We start from the raw sequence: 25,162 nt of genomic DNA on the forward strand, positions 1-25,162 counted from the left end.
ACTACAAGCGCGGGTATTCTGCCCGTTGTCGATTAACCGGCTCTACAGTCTCATGAATCAGTCTCCTAAAATTACCCGCCAGCAATTTCTGAAATTGGGGGCGTTAGCTGCGTCGGCGGCTTTTCTGCCTCAACTGGATGCTTTTGCCGCATCGACCAAAAAAGTCGGGTTACAATTGTATACCCTCCGTGATCTGATGGCAAAAGATCCCGTCGGCACCCTTAAACAGGTAGCTAAGATTGGCTATAAAGAAGTCGAGCCGTTTGGTTACTCGGATGGGAAGTTCTTCGGCAAAACACCAAAAGAGTTTACGGCACTGCTGAAAGAACTGGGCATGGTAGCGCCCAGCGGCCACTACACGACGGGCAAAACGATGCCTAACATGAAAGGCACCCTGACCAACGACTGGAAACGGGCCGTTGATGATGCCGCTGCTATTGGTCAGAAATACATGGTCTGCGCCTATCTGTTCCCCGAAGAACGTACCAAGCTGGACGATTACATGCGCTTTGCTGACCTGTTCAACAAATCGGCGGAAGTGTGCAAAGCGGCTGGCATTCAATTCTGCTACCATAACCACGATTTTGAATTCAAGCCACTGAGTGGGAAAGTACCGTACGACGTGCTGCTGGGCAACACCGACAAGAATCTGGTGAAACTCGAACTGGATTTGTACTGGGCAACCTTCGCGAATCAGGACCCCGTTGCACTGTTCAAGAAGAATCCCGGTCGGTTCCCGCTCTGGCATGTAAAAGACATGGAAAAAACACCGCAACGCGCTTTTGCTCCCGTAGGGACAGGTTCGATTAACTTCCAGCGTATTTTCGATGCCAAGAAAACCGCAGGCATGACACACTACTTTGTGGAGCAGGACGTCTGCAAACTTCCGCCACTCGAGTCTATCGCCATCAGCTACAAGAACATTGAGAAACTGACGGTATAACAGACGTAGCGCATAAGCCGCGGAGCATGAAAAATACATTCATGCTCCGCGGCTTATGTATTTTCAATACCCGGCCAGTCAGTGAAATAGTCTACGCTTAAATTTTTGCCAGCGGGAAGGGGTTTGTAGTAAGCAGATCCCACCACCGGTTATAGCTTTGATAGGCACTGGTTTTTCCTCTATAACAAGATCGTTCAGGGTGATTATTGGTGCGGATGTTAATACATCAAATGTAATGTTGCCCTGCCAGCGGTTGGGCGTGCGGGCATAGACAGTTAAGTGACCCGTTAGCAATCTGGTTGGTAGCAGGAGTTTATAGGCACCTGTGCTATCTGTGGAGGCTTGCCATTTATGGCCGGGTTGGTCAATAAATACATGGGCATATGGTGCAGGCAATGGGCTGCCACTTGAATCTGTCATTATGACCTTTCCCGCAATAACCGACATTGTTTCTGGGCCAACTGTGGTTCGAACAGGAATTGGCTTGACAGCCGCTTCTACTTTTATAGATGCCTGTTGTGCCGCGACTGGCCGCGATGAACGATCGGTTTGGCTTTGCTGAGCACGTGCTGTCTGCCAACCAAATAAACTCAGTGTAAGAAACCCGAGCCATTGCCGCCAAACAGACGTAGCAACCGGGTTCGCGACTAGTAATGGGCGGTTTAGTTGCTCATCACGAAATCGCCCGCAACTGGTTGTCAGAGGCTTGGTCAGCAGCTTCACCAGTTCCCGATCAGACAGGGCCGTATAATCAACTACCATTTTCTGACAGTTTGCGCAAAAGCGGCCTTGTTCATGCGGCTGCATATCGTCCCAGCGTTCGTGGCAGGGCTGCGGAATCTGAATAGTAAGGCTCTGCATATCTAAACCAGTTTAGCACTAATCCAGTAAACTATCCCTGTGAAATTATGAATAAATTTACAATTGATTTTTAAAGGTGACTAACTGGGTTTTTTAAATTTTACGCACAACTCCTTAAGCGCGAAAATGCCTGCCGTTCTGGTTTTTATTGGTGAAGCTGTTTTAATTTTTTTGTACGTGTAAAGGGTTGTCTAAAAATTAGTTTTTAAGCTGTTTGACCCCTAAATCCTCTAAAGGAGACTTTGCTTGACGATGAGCAAAGTCTCCTTTAGAGGATTTAGGGGTCAAACAGCCTGATGAAAAGAAGATTTACACGCCTAAAGGAATATCTTTAGACACTCGCTAAAACAGGAGTATTTTTTATCCTGCTGATGCAGGAAGCAGGACAAAAAATACTCCTGTTTAGCAGGGTAAATTCGAACGTTTAAACAGCTTCAGTAAAAGCCTGATTACAACTCTTTCCTGCTAGCAACAGTCTGTTGTAAAACAAGCGCCTTAACTAAATTACACATGAAAAAAATTTTATGCCTGATCGGACTTGCAGCGGCTAGTATTGCCAGTTATGGTCAACGTATTGAAGCTTCGATACAGGTGGGTTCGGGTTTATTTTCATACCGGGGACCAAACTCGGTCAATGAAACGGGATTGAACGCCAATGGCAATTCTTTTATCAGTAATCCGTATGGTCGTGCCAGTGGGGCCAGTTACAGCTTGTCCGGGCAAATTCAATCGGTAACGAAACGTAAGCTGATTTATGGAATTCAGGCGGGCTATGAACAACTAACCAGCCGCGTTGCCATAACGAAAATAATCGGAGATTTTTCAAATAGCCCAACTAATGGACGCGGTAGTCTTCAGAATCAATACGTCAATCTGAGTCCATTCGTGGGAAAGCGATTTGGTGATGCACGGTTTTCTGTAGATGCAACACTTGGTTTAGACGCTGCTATTGGGTTACGTAGTCGGGAATCCTGGACGCTGGATACATACAATTCATCCTTTCCAACACCGGCAGCGCCAAGCCAGCGAATACCTGATGTAGATTTTCGGCCACGCCTGAACCTGACGGGCTATTACCGGGCGTTCGGATTAAGTGTGGGTTACTCTTACGGCTTATCGAATTATTTAGCTAATCGCTACACGGATGCGAAAGTTTACTCTCAATTCTGGCGGGCTGGTGTCGTATATAGAATAAAAAAATAGAGTCGATTGCCTATTTGGGTGTCAGGCTAATACGTTGTTCTGGACGGAATTATTAAAAGCCGTTCCACAGTTGTAGAAGCACTACATTTATATCACATCTACTTAAGGCTGATACATGAATAACAATCGGCTCGACTTAGTAGAATATTAAACGTATCATTGAAGATTCGGACGACGATTAGCTCCCATTTCCTTCGAACTTTCAAGCTGGCTGTTTGTAATTCGGGAGGACTTTTCAATCGTATTGAGGAGATTCATTAATCTGGTTTGATCTTCTGGAGATGCCTCATCTATGAATCTGGCAGCAACTTCAAATACATATTGTTCTAATAAAATATTGACATTTTTCTTTGATTGGGTCATCGTTTGGCTCCAGATAGAAAAGTAAATTTTAACACAGCTTCAAACGACTGTTCAATCTATTTGTTTAAAAATAAGTATAGGAACGTTCTATTTATTAAAAAAAATTATAAATCGGGCTAATGATTAGAATAGTAGCGTCGCTGATACCAGCAGAAATGCGCGCTAAGCTTTGACGTTTCGTGGATCTATACTTGTTTTTTTAGGGAAAATTCAGGCTATCCCACCGCAGTTTATTTTAAGAGCCCGCCGAATCTTTTTGTTCCATTGCTGAATGGTTTGGGTTTGCTTTTTAAGCTTTTTTATTTTTAATACCGTTTCATGTTCTTCACTTATACTACTTACATCCATTAGAAGATTTTCCAGTACATCTACTAAAGCCAGACGTAGTTGCATGAGATCTGTCATCGCCTGTTGATTGCCGATTTTACCGAGGGGGTTAATTACATCTTCATGCGTCAGAGAATGAGCCTCAAGTAGGCTAATCAGTTTATCATTCCATTGATTAAAAGCCTTCATCGCATCAACCCAATCACTTATCATACGTTGAAGATCAGTTTCATTATTTTCATGTTGCGAGTTAACTATTTTAGATTTAGTCATAGCCCAGTTTTTGTTACGAAACGTCTTTTTGTGCCTAATGCTTTTGGGGAAGTTTACTTAAAACTCCGAAAGTAAAGCACTATTTACCAAAAGGTTAGTTGGCTCGAAACTACGATAAAATTTAATAGAATAAGATGTATTCGTTTATATAGAATGAATCAAAAGTATGGCTATAAACTAGCAATGACTGGTCGCAAGCGGATGTAAATACTTATATAAATATCGATTATAAACATATAAGCCTACTTGTAACTAATTAGTAATTAGTTGAAATGGACTTAAGGGTTTAAAACTAACGCTAACTGATTTATTGACCCGATAAATTACTTATTGAACTAACTATTGACTGATCAGTCAGTAATTGCTGGAACCAGCGGCCTGATGCTTTCACGATACGTTGCTGCGTGCGAAAATCAACATATACTAATCCAAAACGAGGTCTGTAGCCTTCGGCCCATTCGAAATTATCCAGAAACGTCCAGGCGAAATATCCGTCTACCGGGAAACCTTCCTGTTTAGCCCGCAGGACATTTTGCAGATAATTCTGATGATAGTCAACCCGTGCCGTATCATTCACCCTACCATCTTGAACGGTGTCATAAAAGGCCGCCCCACTTTCGGTGATATACATCTTTTTGATGCCTTCGTACTGGCCGAATTGTTTAATAACCCGATACATGCTTTCGGGATAGACTTCCCAACCCATTTCGGTAATTGTAGGGACGCTCCGCCGGAGTGGCGAAACATCTTTTGCCCAGAGATAAGGCATAAAATAAGACTGTTCGACCACCGCCCGGAAATAATGCTGTAATCCAATGAAGTCGAAGTCGAACGCTAATCGATCCATGTCGCCGGGCCGGGCTACTTTTTTGGCAATCCCAGCCAGAAAGGGCAGTTCTTTGGTCGGATACCCCAATCCAAGGGCGGGTTCAATGAAAAGCCGATTCATGAGTGCATTAACGCGGCTGGCTGCGGCCTGGTCGCTGGGCGTAAATGGATCAACGGGTGAACAGGAGAACGTAGTACCTACGTGTGCATTCGCGACGTTCCGTCGAACCACCCGACCCCCTTCTGCCTGCGCCAGCGTGGTATGGTGAATGACAGGAAGCAGGTTTCGGAAACTCCTCCGGCCGGGTGCGTGCTGGCCGGTAAAATAACCCAGGATGGAAAAGGCCAATGGTTCGTTCAGGATAATCCAGTGCTGTACTTTATGACCAAAAGCTTTGGTGCAAACGTCGGCAAAGTCAGCAAACCAATCGACAATTTTTGGGTTCGGCCAGCCCCCTTTGTTTTCGAGCGCCTGCGGTAAGTCCCAGTGATAGAGGGTGATCCAGGGCGTAATGCCCAGCGCAAGGCAATGATCGATAAGCCGATCATAAAACGCCAAACCGGCTTCATTGATACGTCCCCCAGTCTGCGGACCGACGCCATCGGGCAAAATACGCGACCACGACAGCGAGAACCGAAACGCGGTTAACCCTAACTCTTTGTGAATCAAGAGATCGGATTCGTACCGATCGTAGAATTCGCAGGCAATGTCGGCTGTTTCGCCGGTTTTGATTTTACCTTTCTGCCGACTGAACGTATCCCATACACAGGGTGTACGCCCGTCGCGGTCGACGGCTCCTTCAATCTGATAGGCAGCGGTGGCGGTGCCCCAGATAAAATCGGAACCAAAATCATGGCGGTTGAACGTCGGAAAGCTGGTTGGTGAGAGAGAGGAGTTCGTCACTACGTTACGTGGCTGGCTAGCGCGTAAAAGTAAGGCATAGCTGAAAAGGAAATTCCCCAACCCGATAATTTAACATACCGGACTGGGGAAAGCAAAGGATTCAGAGGGACCTAGCCACGACGGCCGTAAGGAGCGGGTTGGTTTCTATTATAAGGCACGCTTTGCTGAGCCGCGAATAATCGGTCACGTTGCGTCGAAGTCAGTACGGCCAGCATATCCTGACGTTTACGGAGTTGAAGCTGACGCAGGCCATCGGGTGTCATGCGGGACGTCGACATAATACGATCGTAGTTATCTTCGATCTTGTGTAGTTGTTTTTCCTGACGGCGCGACAGACCAACAATAGCATCGATACGGTCAATTTTCACCTCATCCTGATACTGATCACGGTCGTTACGTTGACCGCCATATTGATTGGTACGATTGTCGAAAGGTCTTGAATAGACTCCCTGTGCGAAGGTTACACCAGTTGCTAAGGTGAAGAGAGTCAGGGCGGCAGCGATTGTCTTTTTCATGGTCAGTTGTTGTTTTTTTTAAGGTTAACTGATCGTTAGAGACAAACGGGGCGTCTGCGTTTAACAAGGGCATAGGCCCTTATTGCTGAATGCCGTTTTTTGCTGGCTAAACGTGGGTAAGCTGTTACCGAATGCCGTTTTTTTATGCTGTCCAGAAAATCGTAAAACCATAAACTTGCCAAATAATAAAGAGCAAAGGATACGTAGTAGTTATCTTTGCCGCCAATAGTAGGTTTGTAACTCCTTCGTGTAGCGTCTACTTTCGCAAGTTAGGATACCCGGTCATTAGGTGGGTTGTGGAACTCAGTCTATCTTGCCCGATTAAGAAATTGAAAAAGACTAATCAAGTTGAGTATCAACAACCTTGCTTTTAGTCAGATCCACGTTTATCGAAAATCGTAGACTCATTCGAGTATTTTATGACAAGTGTTTTTAATTTTTTGTCGAGTAAAAAACAACAATTACTATTTATTTCATTGCTATGGGCGCTTCTGGCGGTATTAATAAATCCAGTTGGTGAATTCCCTTTCAACGATGACTGGGCGTATGCTCAATCCGTGAAAGTGTTGGTTGAAAAAGGCACTTTTTTCTTTTCAAGCTGGACCGCTGTCAATCTAATTGCTCAAATAGGGTGGGGCGCTTTATTCTGTTTGCCCTTCGGCTTTTCTTTTACAGCCCTTCGTATATCCACACTGGTAGCCGGTTTATTTGGATTGTGGGGTACGTATCAATTGCTTGATAAAGCAACCGACAGCCGGAAAACCGCTTTCATCGGTACGCTTCTCACACTGGTGAATCCCTTATATTTAAATTTATCGGCTACGTTTATGACCGATGTCCCGTTTTACGCGCTGACTGTCTGGTCGTTGTCTTATCTGGTAACGGGCTTAAAACAGGATTCGACCCGTCAATTGATTATTGGTCTTCTGCTGGCCGTTGTTGCGCTATTAATCCGGCAGTTTGGGATTATACTTTTTGTAGGATTTAGCGTGGCCTACGTTGCCCGAAAGAATTTCTCGATCAAGAGTCTGGTAGTGGCCTTTGGGAGTGCGATTACAGGGGTACTGGTTCAGGCAGTTTATCAGAAATGGCTTGAGCATGTACTTGAAGGTACGGGGCACGTATATAATGCACAGGCGAACAATTTTTTACACCTGAGTTATTATAAACTGCAACTTATTTCGGGCTTCATCCACAATACATTCATTGCGCTGATGTATTTGGGTTTATTCATGTTCCCATACTTTTTGCTTCTCCTGACAAAAAGCAGTCAATCAGCTTTCCGAAAAAATATTGGCCTCTGGCTTTTACTGGCAGGTATCGTTGTTAGTCTCTGGCATTATTTTTTCGATGGTATGAACATGCCGATCTGGTGGAATACGATAAGTGCATTTGGCCTGGGACCCGTTTTGTTGCGCGATATTTATTTTCGTTTATATGGATTTCCGGTCCCCAGTCTACTCTATTTTATAACCGTATGCGTCACAATCTTTAGTTTACTGGGTAGCGTTGGTCTACTTTTTTATATGATCCGAGCGGTAAAGTATTTAGCTCGTTGGCCCTTTAGTGTACCTCAACGTACGATCGGAATTCTTATGGTTTCGGTTGGTGGAGTCTACTTTTTTCCACTGGGTTTGCAGGGCTTGTTTGATCGCTATCTATTGCTATTGCCCGTATTAATAATCGTGCTGGTTCACATTGTCCAGCAAAATTTTGGTGAAAATCAGACGGATCGCCCACGGCGTTTGCCGCTTTATTTATCAATGAGTCTATTTGTCGGTTATGCCCTGTTCAGTGTCGCAGGTACGCATGACTACCTGGCCTGGAACCGCGTTCGCTGGCAAGCCCTGGGTAATCTGATGAAGGAAGGCGTATTAACGACTCAGATCGACGGCGGATTTGAGTTCAATGGGTGGTATTTATATGAGAGTAGATTCAAGCCTGCCCCCGGCAAAAGCTGGTGGTGGGTTCATGATGATACGTATGTGGTGGGGGCCAGCGTGCTGCCCGGTTATTCTCTTTTTCAGCAACATAAAGTCGACAGCTGGCTTCCCTGGGGCATGACGCATGTTATTATCGGCAAGAAGAACGGGCGAGCACCCCTGAAATCGACCAGTTAGTGTATATCAGGTCTTCGAATAATCTCGAAAAATACCCGGGCTTTTTAAACTTCCCTGCGCCAGTATGCTGGCTACAATAAGCTGGAGCGCATGATAGATCATAATGGGTAGTAGCACGACACCGGCAATGCTGCCCGCAAATAACATATTTGCCATAACCGTTCCCTGGATAAGCGACTTTTTAGAACCGCAAAATAAGGCAGTTATCAGATCTTCTCTGTCAAAATCAAGCCACTTACCGAATAAGGTAATCAGGCCGAACATGAGGAAAAACAAACCTAGCAGGAGACCCGCTAGCCACAGTAAATCTCCTGCCGAATATTTCGCAAATAAATTGCGTGAAAAGGACTCACAAAAGGCTGTGTAGACAATAACGAGAATGGTGAGCTGATCGAAATAGCGTAACCATGCTTTGTTTCGCTCAGCAAGCCAGCCCAGTCTGCGATTGAGGAGGAGACCCAACATAACCGGCACAATGACTTGTATCGTCAATTTGCCAATGACGCCCGCAACATCGTATTGCCCACTGGTATTAGCCAGTAAAAAACTCATCCATAAAGGTGTAACAAAAACGCCGATCAGGCTGGAAATACTGGCGTTGAAAATGGCCGCTGGAATATTGCCGCCTGCGATTGAAACCATCACTACGGATGACGAAACTGTAGATGGCAATGCGGCTACATAAAATATACCCAACCAGAGCAACGTAGTGTCGGGCGTCATCAGCAACGCTCTGGCAGCCAGCACCACAGCCGGGAAAATGATAAACGTAGTAAGTTGAATGACTAAATGAAGTCGGTAATTACGAAGACCAGCCTGAAGCTGAGCAAAATTCAGCTTCAGGCCGTAGAAAAAAAAGATCATCGTTACGCCAAAATTCGCCAGAGACGACAATGAAAATGGCCCTTCCTGAATCCCGGGTCCGGGCCAGAGTTTGGCCAGGCCAATCATGCTCACCAGAGCGATTATAAACCAATCCAGTCCAACCCGAGCCAGTAAAGAGCTTAACGTAATTTTTGCCATATGAATAGTAACCGGCATTGATCGACTTTCGTTTAGCTTATTGGCAACCATCCGGCACGGCTACAGTAGCGAAGACGCGTTCAACATTGATCGTTTAGATGTCATTTGCAATTAGTGGGAGATTGGTAAAGAAACAGGTTGCTAACCAGAATGGAAGTTGTTTTCTATTGTAAGAAATTGGTCGTTCGAAATGAAATATGCCGTGCTTATGTCTAGTAGTTATGCGCCACTAAAAGTATGTATCGTCTGTTGGCACCGATAAGCTACCTGAATTACCAGGAGCGAATAAATAAGGAAATTTCTAGTATTAAATAAACTTTCTGTGTAGTAAAGTGAAACTCTATAGGAATTTTTTCCAGGTATAGATATGATGTACGTTAACTGTATTGTTTATAGAGAAGAATAGTGAAATCTGAGTCTCAATTTGACATATTTTAACTTATGTATTATAAAATGTTTTTTTGGTAATCAGACTCACTATATTTGCGCTTGAGATACTTTAAGAACAATAAATAAATTAACGAATGAAAGCTAAGCAAATTCGGTTCTTTTCGCCTAATGAGAACAGCGAATCTAAGAAGAATAAAAAGGAAAAAGAGGTTAAGACAACTCCCGCTACTGGTTATATCTCGTCAACGGGAAAGCTGGTATTCCCCGATAAAACGATCGCTCAATTAGGTTTAGATCCGCAAAGCAATCAATTTAAAATAGGTACTCAGGAAGGAAAACGGAAAATTAAATCCCTTTATCTAATTCCAGGTACCGAAGGCGAAGAAGAGACATTTGAACTGGAGAAAGCGGCTAAAAGCTATGGTGTTGCATTGCCTTATATTCTACAAAAAGGGGGTATCGACTATGCAAATACAAAGCATACGTTTACGGTCAAATCCTTTGAGTACAGCGCAGGCGTAACAGGATATGAACTGAAATTAGCCAATGAAAGCCCAAAAACTGAATATACAGGTAAGCCCCGTGGTCGCAAACCTAAAATAGTTGAATAAGAAAGCTATTTACTAGCTACATATAGATTTTTTTGTGCTGTAGCTATTTTGGAAAATAAAAAAGCGGACGAGTTGTCCGCTTTTTTATTTTCCACGGTATATAGTAATCTTATACGACTGAATTTGACATCATTAATCTGTTTATAGTGAAAACTCACATGTTATCTTTGTGGATATTTTAGTCTAAAAATTATAATTGAAGACAACAAATGGCTAAAGCTCCGGTTACCTGATTATGACCCGCGATCAACTCGAAGAACTTATTGCTCAGAAAGAAAATATACGATTAGAGTTCAAACGGCATCTTTCGTCGTCGCACCGTATTGCCAGGACATTAGCTGCTTTTGCTAATACGTTAGGGGGAACCATACTTATCGGCGTCAATGATGATGGGAAAATCGTGGGTGTACCATCGGAGTTTCGAGAAGTGGGTAAGATTGAAGATGCAACCGACCGATTAATTGAACCAGCCCTCTCGATTAGCTATGAAACGCTAACCCCCGACGGTCGAACCGTGTTGGTAGTCAGTGTTTCGGAAAGCAATGAGAAGCCGCACTACGTAGTAAATGAAGCCGGAAAGCGAACAATCTATGTCCGGGCAAAAGATAAATCGGTACCCACAAACAAGTTGATTATAGCGCCGGAAGTAGCCAATGCCGAATTTGTTAAATCACCAATGGCGCGTACGTTAATTCAGTACCTACGGAAAAATGACGATGTTACGGCTGACAAATTTGCCAGGCTAATCAATATTTCTGCTTACCGGGCTGGCAAGCTCCTGCGTCAACTTGCCGAACAGGGCCTATTGCTCCTGATTGACAAATCGCGTCCCGTGCGCTATGCACTGAAGCTAACAGAATAGTTGGTTTTATAGTCCGGTGAAGACTCCTTTCGGTCTATTTAAGAAGCGCTTTCTATATCACCCTGATAAAAAACTGCGAAATTTGTCACCATGATGACTTCGGAACAACTCATTACAAAAGAAACAATCACGGCTTTCTTTATGGACCTGCAAGATCGCATCTGTCAGGCATTAGAAAAGGCGGATGGTCAGGGAGAAGTGCAGTCAGTACAATTTCGGGAGGACGCCTGGGAACGTCCGGGTGGGGGAGGTGGTCGCTCACGTACCCTCACCAATGGAACCGTTATCGAAAAGGGAGGTGTTGGCTTCTCGGCTGTTCAGGGTGAAGCCACGGAAGCCACGCTACGTTCGCTTAATCTGATGGATCAGCGGGGAGAGGCTACACCCCACTTTTATGCAACGGGTGTCTCGATTGTATTGCATCCGCGAAACCCGATGGTGCCGATTATTCACATGAACGTTCGGTATTTTGAGATGAGCACCGGTCAAAGCTGGTTTGGTGGTGGCATTGATTTAACGCCCCACTACGTCGTAGACGAAGATGCCCGCTGGTTTCATCAATATCTTAAAATGGTATGTGATCGACACGATCCAGCTCACTACCCTACATTCAAGGCTTGGGCTGATGATTATTTTTACATTCCGCACCGCCAGGAAACACGGGGTATCGGGGGCATTTTCTTTGATTACCTGAAGCCGACTGATGCTGCGCATAAAGCAGATCTATTCGCTTTTGTGCAGGATGTAGGCAACGCCTTCGCGCCCATCTACACCTACTTTATACAGAAAAATGGTAGTCTGCCGTTTGGTGAACGTGAAAAAAACTGGCAGTTTTTACGTCGGGGACGTTACGTTGAGTTTAATTTAGTTTGGGACCGGGGTACCAAATTCGGCCTCGAAACCAACGGTCGGACTGAATCTATTCTGATGAGCATGCCTCCTCAGGCTAACTGGGCATACGACTTCCGACCTGAACCCGGTAGTCACGAAGAGCAAACAATAGGTTTGCTCAAAAAAGGTGTAACGTGGACGTAGTTAATCCACGCTACACCTTTTTCTTCTCTCTTTGCAACGTAGTTTCTGACCGTGGCGTACAGACTAGGTGTAAGCTATATTATGGGATTATATAAAGGCCCGGCCGTTTGAGCCGGGCCTTTTTTACTACTGTTCGGCTTCAAAAATAGCCATTGCCTTGTCAATTGTATCGTCGTCTACACCATCAACGGTTAGCTCATTATCGTTCTCAACATTGCTGATCACGACGACCGTATCCATGTTTAAACTGGGGTCAGCCAGGAACAGCGCTGCCCGGAACCGCTCTTCAATTTTTCTGTTCAAGGCATCGTTAACATTATGGGTTAGCTCGTTCGCTAGTTCAATTTCCTTTTTGTTGTTAGTCATGTGTCTGCATTAAGTTGGGTCGGTAAAGGTAGGAAATACGACTGATCTGCTGAATATATTCACTCGAGATTAATGAAAACCGAGGATTTTTCTATAGTTAAAAGGCATAGTTCGTATGAGCCTGATAATGATACTATTCCATTGTTTTTGATACTTATTTAGGGTGAAAAAACGGCTTTAGGGCCCTATTTCTTTCTATATAAAAGATTAAACTTTGATTAATACCAAATATTTTTTATAACATTGTAAGAAATTCAACGTTTCTCTGCGAACAAAGGGCTCTGTAATGTAATGAAACTGATAGTAAAAAATATCGCGAATCTCTGGTTCAGTGCTGACACACCTATCCGCCAGTATAAAATCAAGTTGCACCCTGAAGTGTGGGCAGCCTGCCAAAAAGTTAACCGATACTTCAAAGCACCTTCTGGTGCGGTTCGAGTTGAGCAGTACCGAAAGTCGGATAAAGTTGCCTTCGCCAATGCCGTGCTTGACATCCTCGAAAAAAACGATGAGTCTGCTAAGGAAGATGTGAGAGTGTATGACTTTGCTTAACTAACAGCATATGTTTTGCTCGTCGAAATCTGCATCACAGTTGCAACTGTGATGCAGATTTCGACGTCTTGCTAGTTTAGCTATGGCGTTGATGCGTGATAAAGCTTCCTTCGAACAACAGTAGTAACGCATTTATGATAGAGGAATAATTTTCATTTTCCCTGCTTTTTTTGGGCTTCCAGTACTAACAGACACAACAATAGGAATAAACACATTGGTGTCATCACAAACGAATTGAGGTAACCAAGTAGACAAAAAGGTAGCATGGCTAAAGCCGCCAGCAGCGTTATCAGTACAGGTTTACTCATCGGTAGTAGTTCGTATAGCGATTAAGTTTAAAAGTACGGCAAGCTTGAATCATCATCCAGGCTTTTTCTATAAACGGTTATACATACTCCTAAACTGGTAGGTAAGATGCTCAATTGGTTCGCTAATGCTAAAAAAATCTCTTAAGAGGCAATATTATACTGAAAAGGCCAACTCGACAGACTGAACATAGTATATACCATCACCCTGTTGAGATTTCATTTCGATAGTTTCATTAACTCACTGTATTCAATATACGCATTAGAAAGTAATGATAATTGTGAGTCGTTTTCTACTATCTGTCTAATTTTTGATCTCACAAGACTCCTTCTGCATCAAAGAAGTTGTGCAACTTGTTCCAATACGTTCAACTTACAATCTATCCAAGCAAGTCGACTCATCAGTATTTGGTAACAAGTGAGGTAGGGCAGGAGGGAAGTGATCATTTGATCAGCATAAGATCACTTATGATATAAATGATTAGCTAGTCCTATTTTAACCGTATACATTCGCTTGCCTGGATACCAAGCCCTACCCTTTACGGTGATCTCCCAGTTTGCCAATTCTATTAAACTTAATGCTTCTCTGAAAATAGTAAAGCAAGTTGAGCTTAAATAAGAAAGCGTATGGAGGTGAAAGTTTGATAATGAGGTATTTGCAATGGTCTGCTTGCTATCAGTCTACGGCTATGATCAAGCCGATGTTTGGGAAATGTTGGCTTATGTGACTTGGGAGGTATTTTGTTCGTGACCATTGTAAAGCCACCAACGGAGGTAATGTGAGGATATAACAGGTGGCTCCAGGGCTTCGATTGGCAGGATAATGCCCGCATTTTTATAGAACGTTAGAAGCCGTAATTAAATAACGTAGTCGACAGTTATTATGTCTATTTATGGCTTAGCTATTGTCTTCAATGTGTTCAATATCCATTCTCGCTATTTTTCCTCCTTTTAGCGTATATATATGTTTGACCTGAGTGTCGGCCAGAATTTGCCCTGCCAGATCTTTGATAACCTGATGAACTACAACTTCGATTCTTCCGTCAGGCCCCAGTTGAAATGAAGTTGGGAGAACATAGGGATCGAGTTGCTGCCATTGTCGTGTCCAGTACGTTCGTACTGCATCATGCCCGTGTTCGTAACCACCCTCCCAGCCGTTCGGCCAGTCAACGTCGGAATGCATTAGCGCCAGCACAGCATCAATATCTCTGGCGTTGAACGCATGATAGGCGCGGTTAAGTAGTTCGCGGTAATTCATACTATACATCAGTATCTATTTATATAGTCAAAAATACGGTGAATCATCCGACAGTTAGCGTCGGCGAAAGTTGAGATTATATAGGTTTTGCTTGATAAAACGGTAGCTATGTTGCCGTCATTCCGTCCTTATATTGCCGCATTTACCCCCTTATCCAGCGACGTAATACGAGTAAATTTGTTTGCCTGATCAGGTATTTGATTAGCGACATAAACAATAATAGTATGTTTAAGAACACACAAGCATTTAGCAGTTTTGCGGTAAATGATCTGCAAAAAGCAAAAGAGTTTTATCAGCAGACGCTTGGGCTGGAGGTTAGCGAAGAACCAATGCAGGGTTCATCGTTATTAACCCTGCATATTAGTGGTGGCGGTATTGTTATGATCTATCCCAAGCCTGACCATACGCCAGCCTCGTTTACGGTTCTTAATTTTCCGGTAGCGGATGTTGACAAAACGGTCGATGAGTTGATAGGACTTGGCATTGCGTTTGAGCAATACGACGGCGAAATTAAAACCGACGAAAAAGGTATTGTTCGTGGACAGGGGCCAACCATCGCCTGGTTCACCGACCCATCGGGTAATATTTTGTCAATAGTTGAGAATAATGAACAGAACAGTTAATCTTTAACTAAATATAAAGCGTCCGAATCCATGGTTTGAATTCGGACGCTTTAGTTTTGAGTAGCTGTGCTACAGAAAGGTGTCTGACCTGTTGCTGCGGATGCTACGGCCTTTTTAGTTGTCAGAGTAAGCATAAAGTGGATGTCTGTGGAGAATCGCCGGGAAGGGTGTTAAGTACTAATCAAGGGTACAACTCAAGAGAAGTTCAGGACATACCTGATTAGAAATGAAAAGCGTTGTAAATCAAAAACTAATTGTCAACGATCACCCATAAAAAAAGACCTGTTCCATAGGACTCTTGTATAAATTGGTCAGAGACTTCCAGTACTAAATTTAAAACACTACGTTTGATTTCCCTATTTGAAGACGCTTCTACTCAGAATACCTAAAACCACATTTCTGGGTAACAAATACAGCTGCCTGGCCTGAGCACTTTCTTTTATTATAAGAAAATGATGGCGGGTCATTCTCGGCGGTGTTAGATTATGGCCTTTTTTTAATTAATTGGCATGATTTTACCGCAGAGTTGTGCGTAATCATTCACCACTAAAATTTAATTGACTATGAAAAACTATTTGACAGGTATACTGACAGGCGTCGTTGCAGGACTGGTGATCGGTTACCTGACGGCTCCTGATTCAGGGAAGAAAAATCGCAAAAAGATGGTGAAGGCCTTTGATAAGAAAACAAAGGAATTGACCAAAAGCATGAGTAAGCAGTGGGATAAAACCGTAGAGATGGCCGAAGGCGCCATGGCCAGTGTGCGCCCTTGAGCCCACAGGGCAAACGGCCTACGTTGAATGTGCCCGACCTAACAAAACGAAGCCTTGATTTTTTGTAATCAAGGCTTCATCTTTTATACCGTATTAAGCTATCGGTCGGGATGCTGGTCTAGTTCAGATACGCACACGTAGCTGATTTTCATTCTTCGTGCTCTTGGCTACCCTTTTCGGCAGTTTCCACAAACTCCTCGGTTGATACAAGATGTACATATGGATCGTCAAGGTCCTCGTCGGGTTCTGGCTCTTGATCGGTGGTGGGGCTGTCTCCTAACATAGTGCTGTCTAAACTAATGATGGTCGGCGAAGATACTAAACAAACTATACTACGTAATTCGAAATGCCTTCTTTTGTCGTGTAAGTAGGGTGGCTGTTGCAACTAGTCTGAGCCGACCCATTTTTACCGTTTGCCAATGGTTTTCTACTGCAAATTAGTCCCATAGCTTAGCTATTATTCGACTTTCTGAACGAACCATTTCCTTTTGCAACAGCCACAACTTTATGGTATGAAATCAAATCTTGAGTGCTCATAGTCTACCCACTAGGTGAGTCTTTAAAATTTACTAGTACCCCATTACTGAATCGTTTCTCAAAGATCTAGTTAATAAAGATATATTGAGGGCACCATAACCAATAAACAAGACTGGAAATAGGTATTTGAAATAGGACGCGAACGAGTAACTATCTGTTATGTATCTATGCCAGTAGTTAGTAAACGAGTAATTGGAAAGCTCAACTAGCAAATAGCGAACAGACTGGGTGAAGGGAATGAAAATAAGGTAGATAACCAGTAGTACCGGTAAAAAGATAAGCTGGTAGGAAACCAATGACTTCGTAGTCGTATTAACGAATTTTGAATTGACCCAATGCTGAGTCCCGTTCACCGACAGTGTTAGGAAGAAGACGGTTACCATTTCAGGCAGTATAGTGTTTCTGACCAACAGACCTAAGTAAGTCAAAATATCACCATTTTCTTTGATAAAACTCAACTTAGCCTCGCTGGCAATAGTCCAGGTCACAGCTTCGACCAATACTAATAGGATGAACAAAACGATAATACCGTTGATGAAAAGAGTACGGATAGGTTGAATAGTAGTCATCATTTCAATTGTTATATAAGCGCTATAGCTGTTGCAAAAGTCGATTTTTCGCTTGTGTGAGCTTCCTGACCAGGGTGTTTTAGCCTTTGACTGGACGGGAAAAGTGTACAAGTAACGCCTATTTGCTCTGATCAGGACTTCTGCAACAGCCACTATGAGTATGTAAAGGAAATATAAGCAGAATAAGGTAAACTTAGTGACGGAAACAAAACTTGGAACTGTAATAAGATCAGCGCGCGCGAATTGACTTAATCTTTATCCAATGACCAGCTTTGTAGCCTGGACTTTCATTCAATTCATAGCGTATCCAAACCTGACTATTTTCTTTTTCGTAAGAGGGGGGAAGGCTTGCTCGATATGTGGTTGAATCAACCGAAACTAACCAGCCGCCACAAAATCCGCAATACGTATAATCGCGGCCTGTTATGGTGGCGGCTTTTTCCGTAGGTTGTACTTCCTTACAGCTAACTATTACGCTACAAGTCATCAGCAAGAGAAACCCTATCGTTTTCATATTCTATGCATTTTGGTTATAGACCATCTTGTAAAGCAGATAGTTGGAATATGGTATATTATCCCTTCTTCACTTGTACTATAAGTGCAATGGCTGTTGCAAAAGTCCGGGCCAGGCAACCTGGGCCTGAATTGGGTACATTAATTGCTCGACCAAGAGAAAAAAAATAATGCTATTTTACTAGCTGATTTGTGGCCCTATCGACTTTTGCAACAGCCACTAGGATGATAAGACAAATGCCCTTCAATTTGAGCATTTGCTGTTTATTAGAAACATGTATGCATAAGCCTGTTCATGACTCCATAAAGTATTGTTTCGGTTTGGGCAGTTGCAAATGGCCACAAAAACACCCTTGTATTGTCATGATTACCCCTTAGGACCGTGCTTCGTCCGGTTTACTTTTGTACAAATAGTAAACGAATGACAAATAACATGAGACGGATTAAAATTCTGGAGCATACTTCACTGGACGGCGTGATCCAGCACGAAAACGACGAAAATTTCGCGCATGGCGATTGGACGACACCCTATCGAAGCCCGGCTGGGTTAGAGGCCGTCATTGAGGCACAAGGCAAACTATTCGATCTGCTGCTTGGCCGTCGTACCTACGATTTGTGGTCCAACTACTGGTCGGGGGCCGGAAATAGTCCGATAGCGAACGGTCTGAATGCTGCAACCAAATACGTTGCCACACACAGGCCTGATAGCCTTGAATGGGGTCCGATCGGCCACTTAGGCGCGGACATTGTAGAAGGTATTCGCGGCCTTAAGTCCACGGACGGCCCTGATCTGATCGTCTGGGGAAGTTCAACGTTGACGTCGGTGTTGCTCGACCATGGACTGGTCGACGAGGTTGTGCTGCTTGTCTACCCGGTCTTGCTGGGCCGGGGCAAACGCTTTTTTTCGGACAGTGGCGCTCCGAGCGAACTGGCTTTGGTCAGCACGAAGGTTACGTCCACGGGGGTGTTCATAAACACGTACCGGTACGTTGGATCGCTGCGAACCTAAGCCTGTTACCGGAAAAACTAATCAGGTATGCCTCTTCTGGCCGAAATCTATACTACTTATAATGCCTGGTGTCAAAAAAAGCGGTTGTGCGAAGTTGCCGAATCGCTCGTTATGATTAACATAAAAAAAGCTATATCCTTATTCGTAAAGTTGCCTAAACTTATGGGTTAACTGAATGTAAATGCGCCGGTTCTAGGCCGAGATGCAATCGCACACATGGGAGAAATAACTTCGTCTACGTTAAGCCAAAAGCCCCACTTTGCTATGCTGGATGGATTGCGCGGGGTGGCGGCCCTGGCTATCGTAGTCTTTCATTTCATGGAGTGGGTGTTTCCCGATCCCAGCCGCAATTTCATAGCCCACGGCTATCTAGCCGTCGATTTTTTCTTTTGCTTATCGGGTTTTGTCGTTGGCTATGCCTACGACGACCGGATTCGGCAATTGGGACTCGTAGCTTTTTTTAAACTACGGTTGATCCGATTGCACCCCCTGGTCGTTTTGGGAACGGTAATAGGTTTGCTGGGGTTTCTCTTCGATCCCTTTGCGGCCCAGCCTGATTCATCTAGTCGGGCAAATCTATTGCTGACCTTTATTTGCTCGCTGTGCCTCATTCCGCTGCCCATCATGAAAGAGCGGGCTTTCAACCTTTTTAGTTTTAATGCGCCAGCCTGGTCATTATTCTGGGAATACATAGCCAACATCCTCTATGCCCTTGTCCTCTACCGGATCAGCCGTCGCTATCTGTCGGTATTGATCGTACTGGCCGCAGTGGCCCTGTGTTTGGTTAGCTACCGGGCCGGTAATCTGCTGGGTGGTTGGGCAGGATCCAATTTCTGGGATGGCTTTGCCCGTGTAGCGTACTCGTTTCTGGCGGGGTTGTTTATTTACCGGGCCAACTGGATATTTAGGAATAACCTTGGCTTCGTAAGTGTGGCCGTGCTGCTAATTCTGGCCTTTCTTCTGCCCTCTACCCCGTGGAACTGGTTAACCGAACCAATCCTTGTGCTGGGCTATTTTCCGGCTCTTATTGCGGTTGGAGCGGGGGCTAGCCTATCGCCTGGCCTTAAAAAACTGTGTGTGCTTCTGGGTAAACTTTCCTATCCGCTCTATATGACCCACTACGGGGCTATGTGGATTTTCGGTAGCTATCTGGCCAGTCATAAACCGGATACCTTACATCTGTCACTAATCGTGGTTAGTGGAGTGATTGTTCTTAGTGCATTCGCCTATCTGGTCCTGATCCTATATGATGAACCCATTCGGCGTTATTTGTCCGGCCGTCGGTAACCAAAAGCTGTGGCCACGATACTAACTGGATAAGGTGGTGAATAATAGGATAGGCTTTAGCTAATCCAGCTTAGCGAATCAGTAGAGCAAAAAAACGGCATTTAACGGGTTTTTGCCCTACTGGTAAAACCGGTTTACACCGCCGGAGCGTATATATATTGGGTACAATTCGTAGTTTATCCAATGTTTTAGCAGACCAGCCGTCTTTTAATGCATTTGGTTAACTCTGTTTTTAGTTAAGACGATTTCATGGCTACTCGTTATATCTGTTTATTACTTCTTAGTGTATTTTATTCATTATTCGTATCAGCTACTCCATTTCTGCATCAACTAGAAAAAGCGACACCTGCCCGCCGGGTGATTCTGCTGCTAAATCAGTTTGATACCTCGGTGGTCGTTACCCAAAATCGAACGTATGCGTTTCAACTGCTGAAGGAGATTGATAGTCTGGCAAAAAAAGCCGACGATGATCAATTGACTCGCTATAGCCGCTATTTAAGGGATACCTACGCTAAAAATACGGCCCTAAGTAACGCTCAGAAAGCCGCCCTGTTTCTCGCGGTCGGCAAGCAGGCCGCTGAAAACGACGATCCGCAGATTGCGGCTGTTTGCCAGCACTTTGCCGGGCAGTATTTTTTTCTGAACGAAGAATATGGTAAGGCATTTGAGCATCTATTAAGTGCCAACAAAGCTTTTCAGGAAATTGGTTACCAGCACATCCCCGAAATCAGCCGGTATCTCTACGAACTAGCGTTCGATTATCATTATTTCAGGGAATACGATAAGACCATTCGTTTGCTTGAGCAAGCGATCCGCTACCCGCCCTTTAATTCGAACCTGGCCATCCAAAACTACAATACGCTGGGGCTGGCGCATAACATGTTCCATTATACCAAGACGGGAACAGACGGATCTGTACTGGCCGAACGCAGTTTCCTGAAAGCCCGTCAGGTAGCCATCACCTATGGCGATTCGTTGTGGGTGGGTATTATTTCCACCAACCTGGCCAATGAATATGCCTACCAAAAGAGATGGGCTGATGCACTGCCGTTATACCGAGTGGGTTATGATCTTATTCGCCGGTTCGGCCAAACACGCGAATTGCCCAACGAGGCAGCCCTGCGGATTGGTAATGTGTTTTTTCGCCTTGGTCAATTAGACAGCTGCCGTTACTATTTACAACGAACTACTCAATTTCGTCAACAAAAACGAACCCGCCAGTTTGCTTCGAATCTACAGGATGAATACGGTACAGTAAACTACTATGACCTGTCCCGGCTTTACTACTACGCAGTTGGTAATTTGCCCCTTGCTTATGAATACCTGGATAGCCTGACGGTACTGAAGGAGCGCATCAACAAACGCTATAACTCCGAACGCCTGTCGCTGGTCAATCAACGGCTCATGATTCAGCAGCACCAAGCGGAGGTAGCCGCTATTGAAGTCGAAAAAAAATCCCAGCGAACGCTGTTCTGGCTGGTAGCCGCCGGGCTGACGTTGCTGGCCGGGCTGTTTATCCGGCTTTATTCCCTCAGCCAAATCCGACGCCGTCAGGAGCGGGTTATTGATACAGAAAAGGAAAAATCGCTACGTCTTGAAAAGCAATTAATCGAGGATGAACTGAGCCGGGCCAAAGCTGACTTGGCAGGGTTCATGCATAACCTAAGCCAAAAGGAGTCCCTCATTGATACCATTACTGCTCAACTGGCCGATCGCGCCATCTCAGAGACGACCGGCCCCAACACCCACCCGATCGCTGATACCCGCCAGCATTTGGTTAACTCCAGCCTGCTGACCAACGACGACTGGGACGAGTTTCGCCAACGGTTCGAGCGGGTGCATCCGGGCTTTTTCTGGCAGCTGAAAACCCAATTCTCCGATCTCAGCCCCGCTGAAGAGCGATTGCTTGCCCTTTCTCAACTCCGGATAGATTCCCGGCAGATGAGCCGCATGTTGGGTATCTCGCCCGAATCACTCCGTAAAACCCGGTATCGGCTCCGCAAAAAACTCGGTATCCACGGTGATTCTCCGCTACTACCCCTGCTGAATGAATCACAGGACGTCCCGCCTAGTTGACTGACTGACAGTGCCTTTTACTATTGTCCACGCGTTTGTCCACGCCCCTAAATAGGGCTTTCATAGTTTATAGCCGTCTTTTGACGTAGTTAAACTAAGCTACTGTCTGAACTCAACGCGCATTATAATTTATGAAAACAACCTGTTCTTGTTGCCTCTCAATTCTGCTGTTTGGTAAGTCGGCACCGGGTTTGTCCCTGCTGGCTAGGGCTCAATCCATTCGCTAACGTACACCCACTTACAGACCCGAAGGCGGATTCGGCAAGCGCCATGGCTGACCTGCGGGGAGTCGCTAACGCCAGTACGCCGTGCTGGGGTATTCTCTAATCCACTTTACCTGTGTACCAACGCTGATGGGTACGTACAACCAACTTTGCAGGCGTTAGCCCATAACCGCTCCGACGGATTCATTTCACCAGCAAGCCAATCTCTTTTTCTTACTCTACTTTTGATATGTCTTTACGTTTTATTTCTACCTGGCTGCACCGGGCAATTAATTTGGGAGAGCGTTCAGCCGTCCTCGCCTTAACTATTTTGTGGTTAGTGTTGAGCATCCCGACGGTTCTGGCCCAATCCTACAATCCTAACGGCGTGACCGTGGCCGGGGGCAATGACCGAGGTAGCGCGGCCAATCAACTGTTTAACCCACTAGGCATCTATGTAGACCCTGCAGGCAATCTTTATGTGACCGATACGTATAACCAACGGATTCAGAAGTGGGCGCCGGGCGCCAGCAGCGGTACGACCGTGGCCGGGAGCAATGGGATAGGCGACGCGGCCAATCAGTTTAATTTTCCCCAAGGCGTGTGGGTGGACGCAGCGGGGAACCTCTATGTGGCCGATTTCGGCAACTACCGCATCCAGAAGTTTGCGCCGGGGTCTAGCCAGGGCGTAACCGTAGCGGGGGGCAATGGTCAGGGCACGGCGGCTAATCAGTTCTATTTTGCAGACGACGTAGCGGTGGACGCAGCGGGCAATGTCTATGTGGCCGATGCCCAAAATCACCGGGTTCAGAAATGGGTGCCGGGTGCCAGCAGTGGCACGACTGTGGCCAGCGGTCCTGAAGCCTTGGGCATATATTTGGACGCAGCGGGCAATATCTATGTGGCCGATGGGGGGAACAGTCGCATTCTGAAGTTTGGCCCGGGGTCCAACCAGGGCGTGATCGTGGCCGGAGGCAATGGACGGGGCAGCGCGGCTAACCAGTTAGCTAATCCTGTGAACGTGTGGGTAGATCCAGCGGGTAACATTTATGTGGCTGACCAGTTAAACCACCGCATCCAGAAGTGGGCGCCCGGGGCTACGTCTGGCACGACTGTGGCTGGAGGCAATGGAACAGGCAACGCGGCTAATCAACTCACTCAACCAGTGGATGTAGCGGTGGACGCAGCCGGTAACGTCTATGTGGCCGACCCTTACAACAATCGGATTCAGCGGTTTAGCCTGCTGCCCACCCTTTCGGGCCTATCCGCTAGCCCAAATCCCGTGTGTGTGGGTAGCGCCGTCACGTTCAACGCTACGGTAGGCAACGTATCGGGAGTCTACAACTATACGCTTACTAATGGGGCGGGCAGTGCTAAACAGGGTACGGCTACGGGCACCGTCTTTAGCCAGAGCCTGACGGCCACGGGCTCAGGTACCCAGAGTTTCACCCTCACCGTGGCTAGCGGTGGTAGTGTAGTCACCGCCACCACCAGCTTGACGGTGACAACCCAAACTCCGGACTACCAGCCCCTGGCTGATCTGTACAACGCTACGGGCGGAGCCAACTGGACCAACAAAACGGGCTGGCTGACGGGCTGCTCGCCCTGCGGCTGGTACGGGGTTACATGTACCAACGGCCGGGTGACGGGGCTTAATCTGATCAATAATAACCTCGTCGGTACGCTGCCCACCAGTCTATCGGCCCTCACCAATCTGCAAAGCCTCGAATTAGGGGCCAATGCCCTGACAGGCGGTATCCCCTCGGGCATCGCCAGCCTGACGGCCCTGCAAACGCTCAACCTCAGCCGCACCCAACTGGGGGGGACCATCCCCACCAGCTTGGGCCAGCTCACCCAGTTGCAGAACCTGCTGCTCAATGAGAGTGCGCTTACCGGTACCCTGCCCGCCAGCCTGGGTAACCTCACTCAGCTCCAGAACCTGCAACTCTATACCAACCAACTGAGCGGCTGCTTCCCCGGCAACTATACGGCCCTGTGCGGACGGGCTCAGATCAACTTTACGGGCAACCCTAACCTGCCTGGTGGAGGGGACTTCGGGGCTTTCTGTAGCAATGGCACCGGCAGTGAACTGGTCATCAGCCAGGCACCCAGCTCGGCGACGGCCTGCGTGGGCAGCCCCTTCAGCTTCTCGTTCGTGGCTCGGGGGGCCGCCAGCTACCAGTGGTACAAAGACGGCCAGCGGCTGGCCGAGTCGGGCCCAGTGCTGAGCTTTTCCAGCGTGAGTGGGGCCGACGCCGGTACGTACCAGGTCTACATCAACTACGCCTGTCGACCTGGTGCGGTTCAGTCGGATTACTTTACGCTGACGGTCCGCTCAGATGGCGCCTGTCCGGCCTCCGACCTGGTGCCGTTGCTGTATGTAAGCCCCGGCCTGGTGTATGGTCCCAGCTCGGTGAGCGTGATCGTATCAGTAGTCAATGTGGGCACCCTGGCCACCAGTGGCCCTATCAACCTGCGAATCAGCCGGGACCCGATGCTGCAGTTAAGTTTACCGGCCAGTGCCACGACGGTTGGCGCTCGGAAAGTTCAGAACGAGCTATGGTCACTCGACAGCAGCGATCCTGACGTTTATGTGCTGCGCACGAGTCAGGTTTTAGGGTCAGGTAGTCAGCTTTCCGTGGGGCTGGTGGGCAGCCTGGTGGTGGGCAATACGCGGGGTCAGTTGAGTGTAAGTGCCGTACTAGAGGGTGACAGTGGAGGGGAGGTGCGCATTACCAATAATACGGACGCAGAGAAGATAGACTATTTTAATAAATGATGCCTACCGCCACTGCTAGTAGGTACGCTCCCGGCAAGAATACGCTTTGGTTGC

The 25,162-nt window shown here is 46.1% G+C and carries 22 protein-coding genes; 13 read left to right on the plus strand and 9 right to left on the minus strand.

All coding sequences use genetic code 11. From position 1 onward, the window contains the following. Nucleotides 1–52: 52 nt before the first annotated feature. A complete protein-coding gene (locus ACYVEA_RS13790) occupies nt 53–943 on the plus strand; it encodes a sugar phosphate isomerase/epimerase family protein (protein WP_461114010.1) in 891 nt (296 codons plus the stop codon). Between the two features lie 78 nt (nt 944–1,021). Here the strand turns inward: ACYVEA_RS13790 and ACYVEA_RS13795 are convergent, their stop codons facing one another. Further along, nucleotides 1,022–1,804, minus strand: coding sequence for a carboxypeptidase-like regulatory domain-containing protein (locus tag ACYVEA_RS13795; RefSeq protein ID WP_461114011.1), 783 nt, complete (start codon nt 1,802–1,804; stop codon nt 1,022–1,024). Between the two features lie 510 nt (nt 1,805–2,314). On the opposite strand from ACYVEA_RS13795, the gene ACYVEA_RS13800 reads away from it, so the two are divergent. Further along, the gene (locus ACYVEA_RS13800) at nt 2,315–3,007 is read left to right on the plus strand and encodes a hypothetical protein (RefSeq protein WP_461114012.1); all 693 of its coding nucleotides are present in this window, start codon (nt 2,315–2,317) and stop codon (nt 3,005–3,007) included. A 156-nt stretch (nt 3,008–3,163) separates the two neighbouring features. Here ACYVEA_RS13800 and ACYVEA_RS13805 read toward each other — a convergent pair whose 3' ends face one another. The 4 genes from ACYVEA_RS13805 to ACYVEA_RS13820 form a co-directional block, all read right to left on the minus strand. Continuing rightward, a complete protein-coding gene (locus ACYVEA_RS13805) occupies nt 3,164–3,370 on the minus strand; it encodes a hypothetical protein (protein WP_461114013.1) in 207 nt (68 codons plus the stop codon). 210 nt (nt 3,371–3,580) lie between these two features. Next, nucleotides 3,581–3,970, minus strand: a complete 390-nt coding sequence (locus tag ACYVEA_RS13810; RefSeq protein WP_461114014.1) for a hypothetical protein — start codon at nt 3,968–3,970, stop codon at nt 3,581–3,583. 307 nt (nt 3,971–4,277) lie between these two features. Then, the gene (locus tag ACYVEA_RS13815) at nt 4,278–5,702 is read right to left on the minus strand and encodes a GH1 family beta-glucosidase (RefSeq protein ID WP_461114015.1); all 1,425 of its coding nucleotides are present in this window, start codon (nt 5,700–5,702) and stop codon (nt 4,278–4,280) included. 110 nt (nt 5,703–5,812) lie between these two features. After that, nucleotides 5,813–6,217: a hypothetical protein gene (locus ACYVEA_RS13820; protein ID WP_461114016.1), complete on the minus strand. Its 405-nt coding sequence runs from the start codon at nt 6,215–6,217 to the stop codon at nt 5,813–5,815. Nucleotides 6,218–6,636: 419 nt separating this feature from the next. On the opposite strand from ACYVEA_RS13820, the gene ACYVEA_RS13825 reads away from it, so the two are divergent. Beyond that, on the plus strand, nt 6,637–8,337 hold the full coding sequence (locus tag ACYVEA_RS13825) for a glycosyltransferase family 39 protein (RefSeq protein WP_461114017.1): 1,701 nt from the start codon (nt 6,637–6,639) through the stop codon (nt 8,335–8,337). A gap of 6 nt (nt 8,338–8,343) precedes the next feature. Here the strand turns inward: ACYVEA_RS13825 and ACYVEA_RS13830 are convergent, their stop codons facing one another. Then, entirely contained in the window at nt 8,344–9,360 is a 1,017-nt protein-coding gene (locus tag ACYVEA_RS13830; RefSeq protein ID WP_461114018.1) for a bile acid:sodium symporter family protein, read from the minus strand. 524 nt (nt 9,361–9,884) lie between these two features. Here ACYVEA_RS13830 and ACYVEA_RS13835 point away from each other — a divergent pair. From ACYVEA_RS13835 to hemF, 3 genes are all read left to right on the plus strand, one after another. Next, complete coding sequence (locus tag ACYVEA_RS13835; RefSeq protein WP_461114019.1) at nt 9,885–10,361, plus strand: hypothetical protein; 477 nt, start codon at nt 9,885–9,887, stop codon at nt 10,359–10,361. A gap of 235 nt (nt 10,362–10,596) precedes the next feature. Beyond that, on the plus strand, nt 10,597–11,223 hold the full coding sequence (locus ACYVEA_RS13840) for an AlbA family DNA-binding domain-containing protein (RefSeq protein WP_461114020.1): 627 nt from the start codon (nt 10,597–10,599) through the stop codon (nt 11,221–11,223). Between the two features lie 93 nt (nt 11,224–11,316). Continuing rightward, a complete protein-coding gene (gene hemF / locus ACYVEA_RS13845; protein WP_461114082.1) occupies nt 11,317–12,258 on the plus strand; it encodes an oxygen-dependent coproporphyrinogen oxidase in 942 nt (313 codons plus the stop codon). A 126-nt stretch (nt 12,259–12,384) separates the two neighbouring features. Here hemF and ACYVEA_RS13850 read toward each other — a convergent pair whose 3' ends face one another. After that, nucleotides 12,385–12,624 carry a hypothetical protein gene (locus tag ACYVEA_RS13850; protein ID WP_461114021.1) on the minus strand — a complete coding sequence of 80 codons (240 nt, stop codon included), beginning with the start codon at nt 12,622–12,624 and terminating at the stop codon, nt 12,385–12,387. A gap of 291 nt (nt 12,625–12,915) precedes the next feature. Here ACYVEA_RS13850 and ACYVEA_RS13855 point away from each other — a divergent pair, with 291 nt between their 5' ends. Next, nucleotides 12,916–13,176 carry a hypothetical protein gene (locus tag ACYVEA_RS13855; protein WP_461114022.1) on the plus strand — a complete coding sequence of 87 codons (261 nt, stop codon included), beginning with the start codon at nt 12,916–12,918 and terminating at the stop codon, nt 13,174–13,176. A gap of 152 nt (nt 13,177–13,328) precedes the next feature. On the opposite strand, the gene ACYVEA_RS13860 is transcribed toward ACYVEA_RS13855, so the two are convergent. After that, on the minus strand, nt 13,329–13,484 hold the full coding sequence (locus ACYVEA_RS13860) for a hypothetical protein (protein ID WP_461114023.1): 156 nt from the start codon (nt 13,482–13,484) through the stop codon (nt 13,329–13,331). A gap of 895 nt (nt 13,485–14,379) precedes the next feature. Next, the gene (locus ACYVEA_RS13865) at nt 14,380–14,739 is read right to left on the minus strand and encodes a nuclear transport factor 2 family protein (protein ID WP_461114024.1); all 360 of its coding nucleotides are present in this window, start codon (nt 14,737–14,739) and stop codon (nt 14,380–14,382) included. A gap of 224 nt (nt 14,740–14,963) precedes the next feature. Between ACYVEA_RS13865 and ACYVEA_RS13870 the strand changes: the two genes are divergently transcribed. The 6 genes from ACYVEA_RS13870 (at nt 14,964) to ACYVEA_RS13895 (ending at nt 25,108) form a co-directional block, all read left to right on the plus strand. Further along, nucleotides 14,964–15,362: a VOC family protein gene (locus ACYVEA_RS13870; RefSeq protein WP_461114025.1), complete on the plus strand. Its 399-nt coding sequence runs from the start codon at nt 14,964–14,966 to the stop codon at nt 15,360–15,362. A 563-nt stretch (nt 15,363–15,925) separates the two neighbouring features. After that, entirely contained in the window at nt 15,926–16,135 is a 210-nt protein-coding gene (locus ACYVEA_RS13875) for a YtxH domain-containing protein (protein WP_461114026.1), read from the plus strand. A gap of 2,052 nt (nt 16,136–18,187) precedes the next feature. Next, nucleotides 18,188–18,763 (plus strand): dihydrofolate reductase family protein, encoded by a 576-nt coding sequence (locus ACYVEA_RS13880; RefSeq protein WP_461114027.1) that lies wholly within the window; start codon nt 18,188–18,190, stop codon nt 18,761–18,763. Between the two features lie 216 nt (nt 18,764–18,979). Beyond that, on the plus strand, nt 18,980–20,050 hold the full coding sequence (locus ACYVEA_RS13885; protein ID WP_461114028.1) for an acyltransferase family protein: 1,071 nt from the start codon (nt 18,980–18,982) through the stop codon (nt 20,048–20,050). A 249-nt stretch (nt 20,051–20,299) separates the two neighbouring features. Then, a complete protein-coding gene (locus ACYVEA_RS13890) occupies nt 20,300–22,126 on the plus strand; it encodes a helix-turn-helix transcriptional regulator (RefSeq protein ID WP_461114029.1) in 1,827 nt (608 codons plus the stop codon). Between the two features lie 453 nt (nt 22,127–22,579). Then, nucleotides 22,580–25,108: a hypothetical protein gene (locus tag ACYVEA_RS13895; protein ID WP_461114030.1), complete on the plus strand. Its 2,529-nt coding sequence runs from the start codon at nt 22,580–22,582 to the stop codon at nt 25,106–25,108. Nucleotides 25,109–25,162 lie beyond the last annotated feature (54 nt).

Source organism: Spirosoma jeollabukense (assembly GCF_054777855.1).

Bases quoted from the DNA above. Each gene is read 5' to 3' on its own strand.
- ACYVEA_RS13790 (WP_461114010.1), top strand. From the start codon at position 53: ATGAATCAGTCTCCTAAAATTACCCGCCAGCAATTTCTGAAATTGGGG.
- ACYVEA_RS13795 (WP_461114011.1), bottom strand. From the start codon at position 1,804: ATGCAGAGCCTTACTATTCAGATTCCGCAGCCCTGCCACGAACGCTGG.
- ACYVEA_RS13800 (WP_461114012.1), top strand. From the start codon at position 2,315: ATGAAAAAAATTTTATGCCTGATCGGACTTGCAGCGGCTAGTATTGCC.
- ACYVEA_RS13805 (WP_461114013.1), bottom strand. From the start codon at position 3,370: ATGACCCAATCAAAGAAAAATGTCAATATTTTATTAGAACAATATGTA.
- ACYVEA_RS13810 (WP_461114014.1), bottom strand. From the start codon at position 3,970: ATGACTAAATCTAAAATAGTTAACTCGCAACATGAAAATAATGAAACT.
- ACYVEA_RS13820 (WP_461114016.1), bottom strand. From the start codon at position 6,217: ATGAAAAAGACAATCGCTGCCGCCCTGACTCTCTTCACCTTAGCAACT.
- ACYVEA_RS13825 (WP_461114017.1), top strand. From the start codon at position 6,637: ATGACAAGTGTTTTTAATTTTTTGTCGAGTAAAAAACAACAATTACTA.
- ACYVEA_RS13830 (WP_461114018.1), bottom strand. From the start codon at position 9,360: ATGGCAAAAATTACGTTAAGCTCTTTACTGGCTCGGGTTGGACTGGAT.
- ACYVEA_RS13835 (WP_461114019.1), top strand. From the start codon at position 9,885: ATGAAAGCTAAGCAAATTCGGTTCTTTTCGCCTAATGAGAACAGCGAA.
- ACYVEA_RS13840 (WP_461114020.1), top strand. From the start codon at position 10,597: ATGACCCGCGATCAACTCGAAGAACTTATTGCTCAGAAAGAAAATATA.
- hemF (WP_461114082.1), top strand. From the start codon at position 11,317: ATGACTTCGGAACAACTCATTACAAAAGAAACAATCACGGCTTTCTTT.
- ACYVEA_RS13850 (WP_461114021.1), bottom strand. From the start codon at position 12,624: ATGACTAACAACAAAAAGGAAATTGAACTAGCGAACGAGCTAACCCAT.
- ACYVEA_RS13855 (WP_461114022.1), top strand. From the start codon at position 12,916: ATGAAACTGATAGTAAAAAATATCGCGAATCTCTGGTTCAGTGCTGAC.
- ACYVEA_RS13860 (WP_461114023.1), bottom strand. From the start codon at position 13,484: ATGAGTAAACCTGTACTGATAACGCTGCTGGCGGCTTTAGCCATGCTA.
- ACYVEA_RS13865 (WP_461114024.1), bottom strand. From the start codon at position 14,739: ATGAATTACCGCGAACTACTTAACCGCGCCTATCATGCGTTCAACGCC.
- ACYVEA_RS13870 (WP_461114025.1), top strand. From the start codon at position 14,964: ATGTTTAAGAACACACAAGCATTTAGCAGTTTTGCGGTAAATGATCTG.
- ACYVEA_RS13875 (WP_461114026.1), top strand. From the start codon at position 15,926: ATGAAAAACTATTTGACAGGTATACTGACAGGCGTCGTTGCAGGACTG.
- ACYVEA_RS13880 (WP_461114027.1), top strand. From the start codon at position 18,188: ATGAGACGGATTAAAATTCTGGAGCATACTTCACTGGACGGCGTGATC.
- ACYVEA_RS13885 (WP_461114028.1), top strand. From the start codon at position 18,980: ATGGGAGAAATAACTTCGTCTACGTTAAGCCAAAAGCCCCACTTTGCT.
- ACYVEA_RS13890 (WP_461114029.1), top strand. From the start codon at position 20,300: ATGGCTACTCGTTATATCTGTTTATTACTTCTTAGTGTATTTTATTCA.
- ACYVEA_RS13895 (WP_461114030.1), top strand. From the start codon at position 22,580: ATGTCTTTACGTTTTATTTCTACCTGGCTGCACCGGGCAATTAATTTG.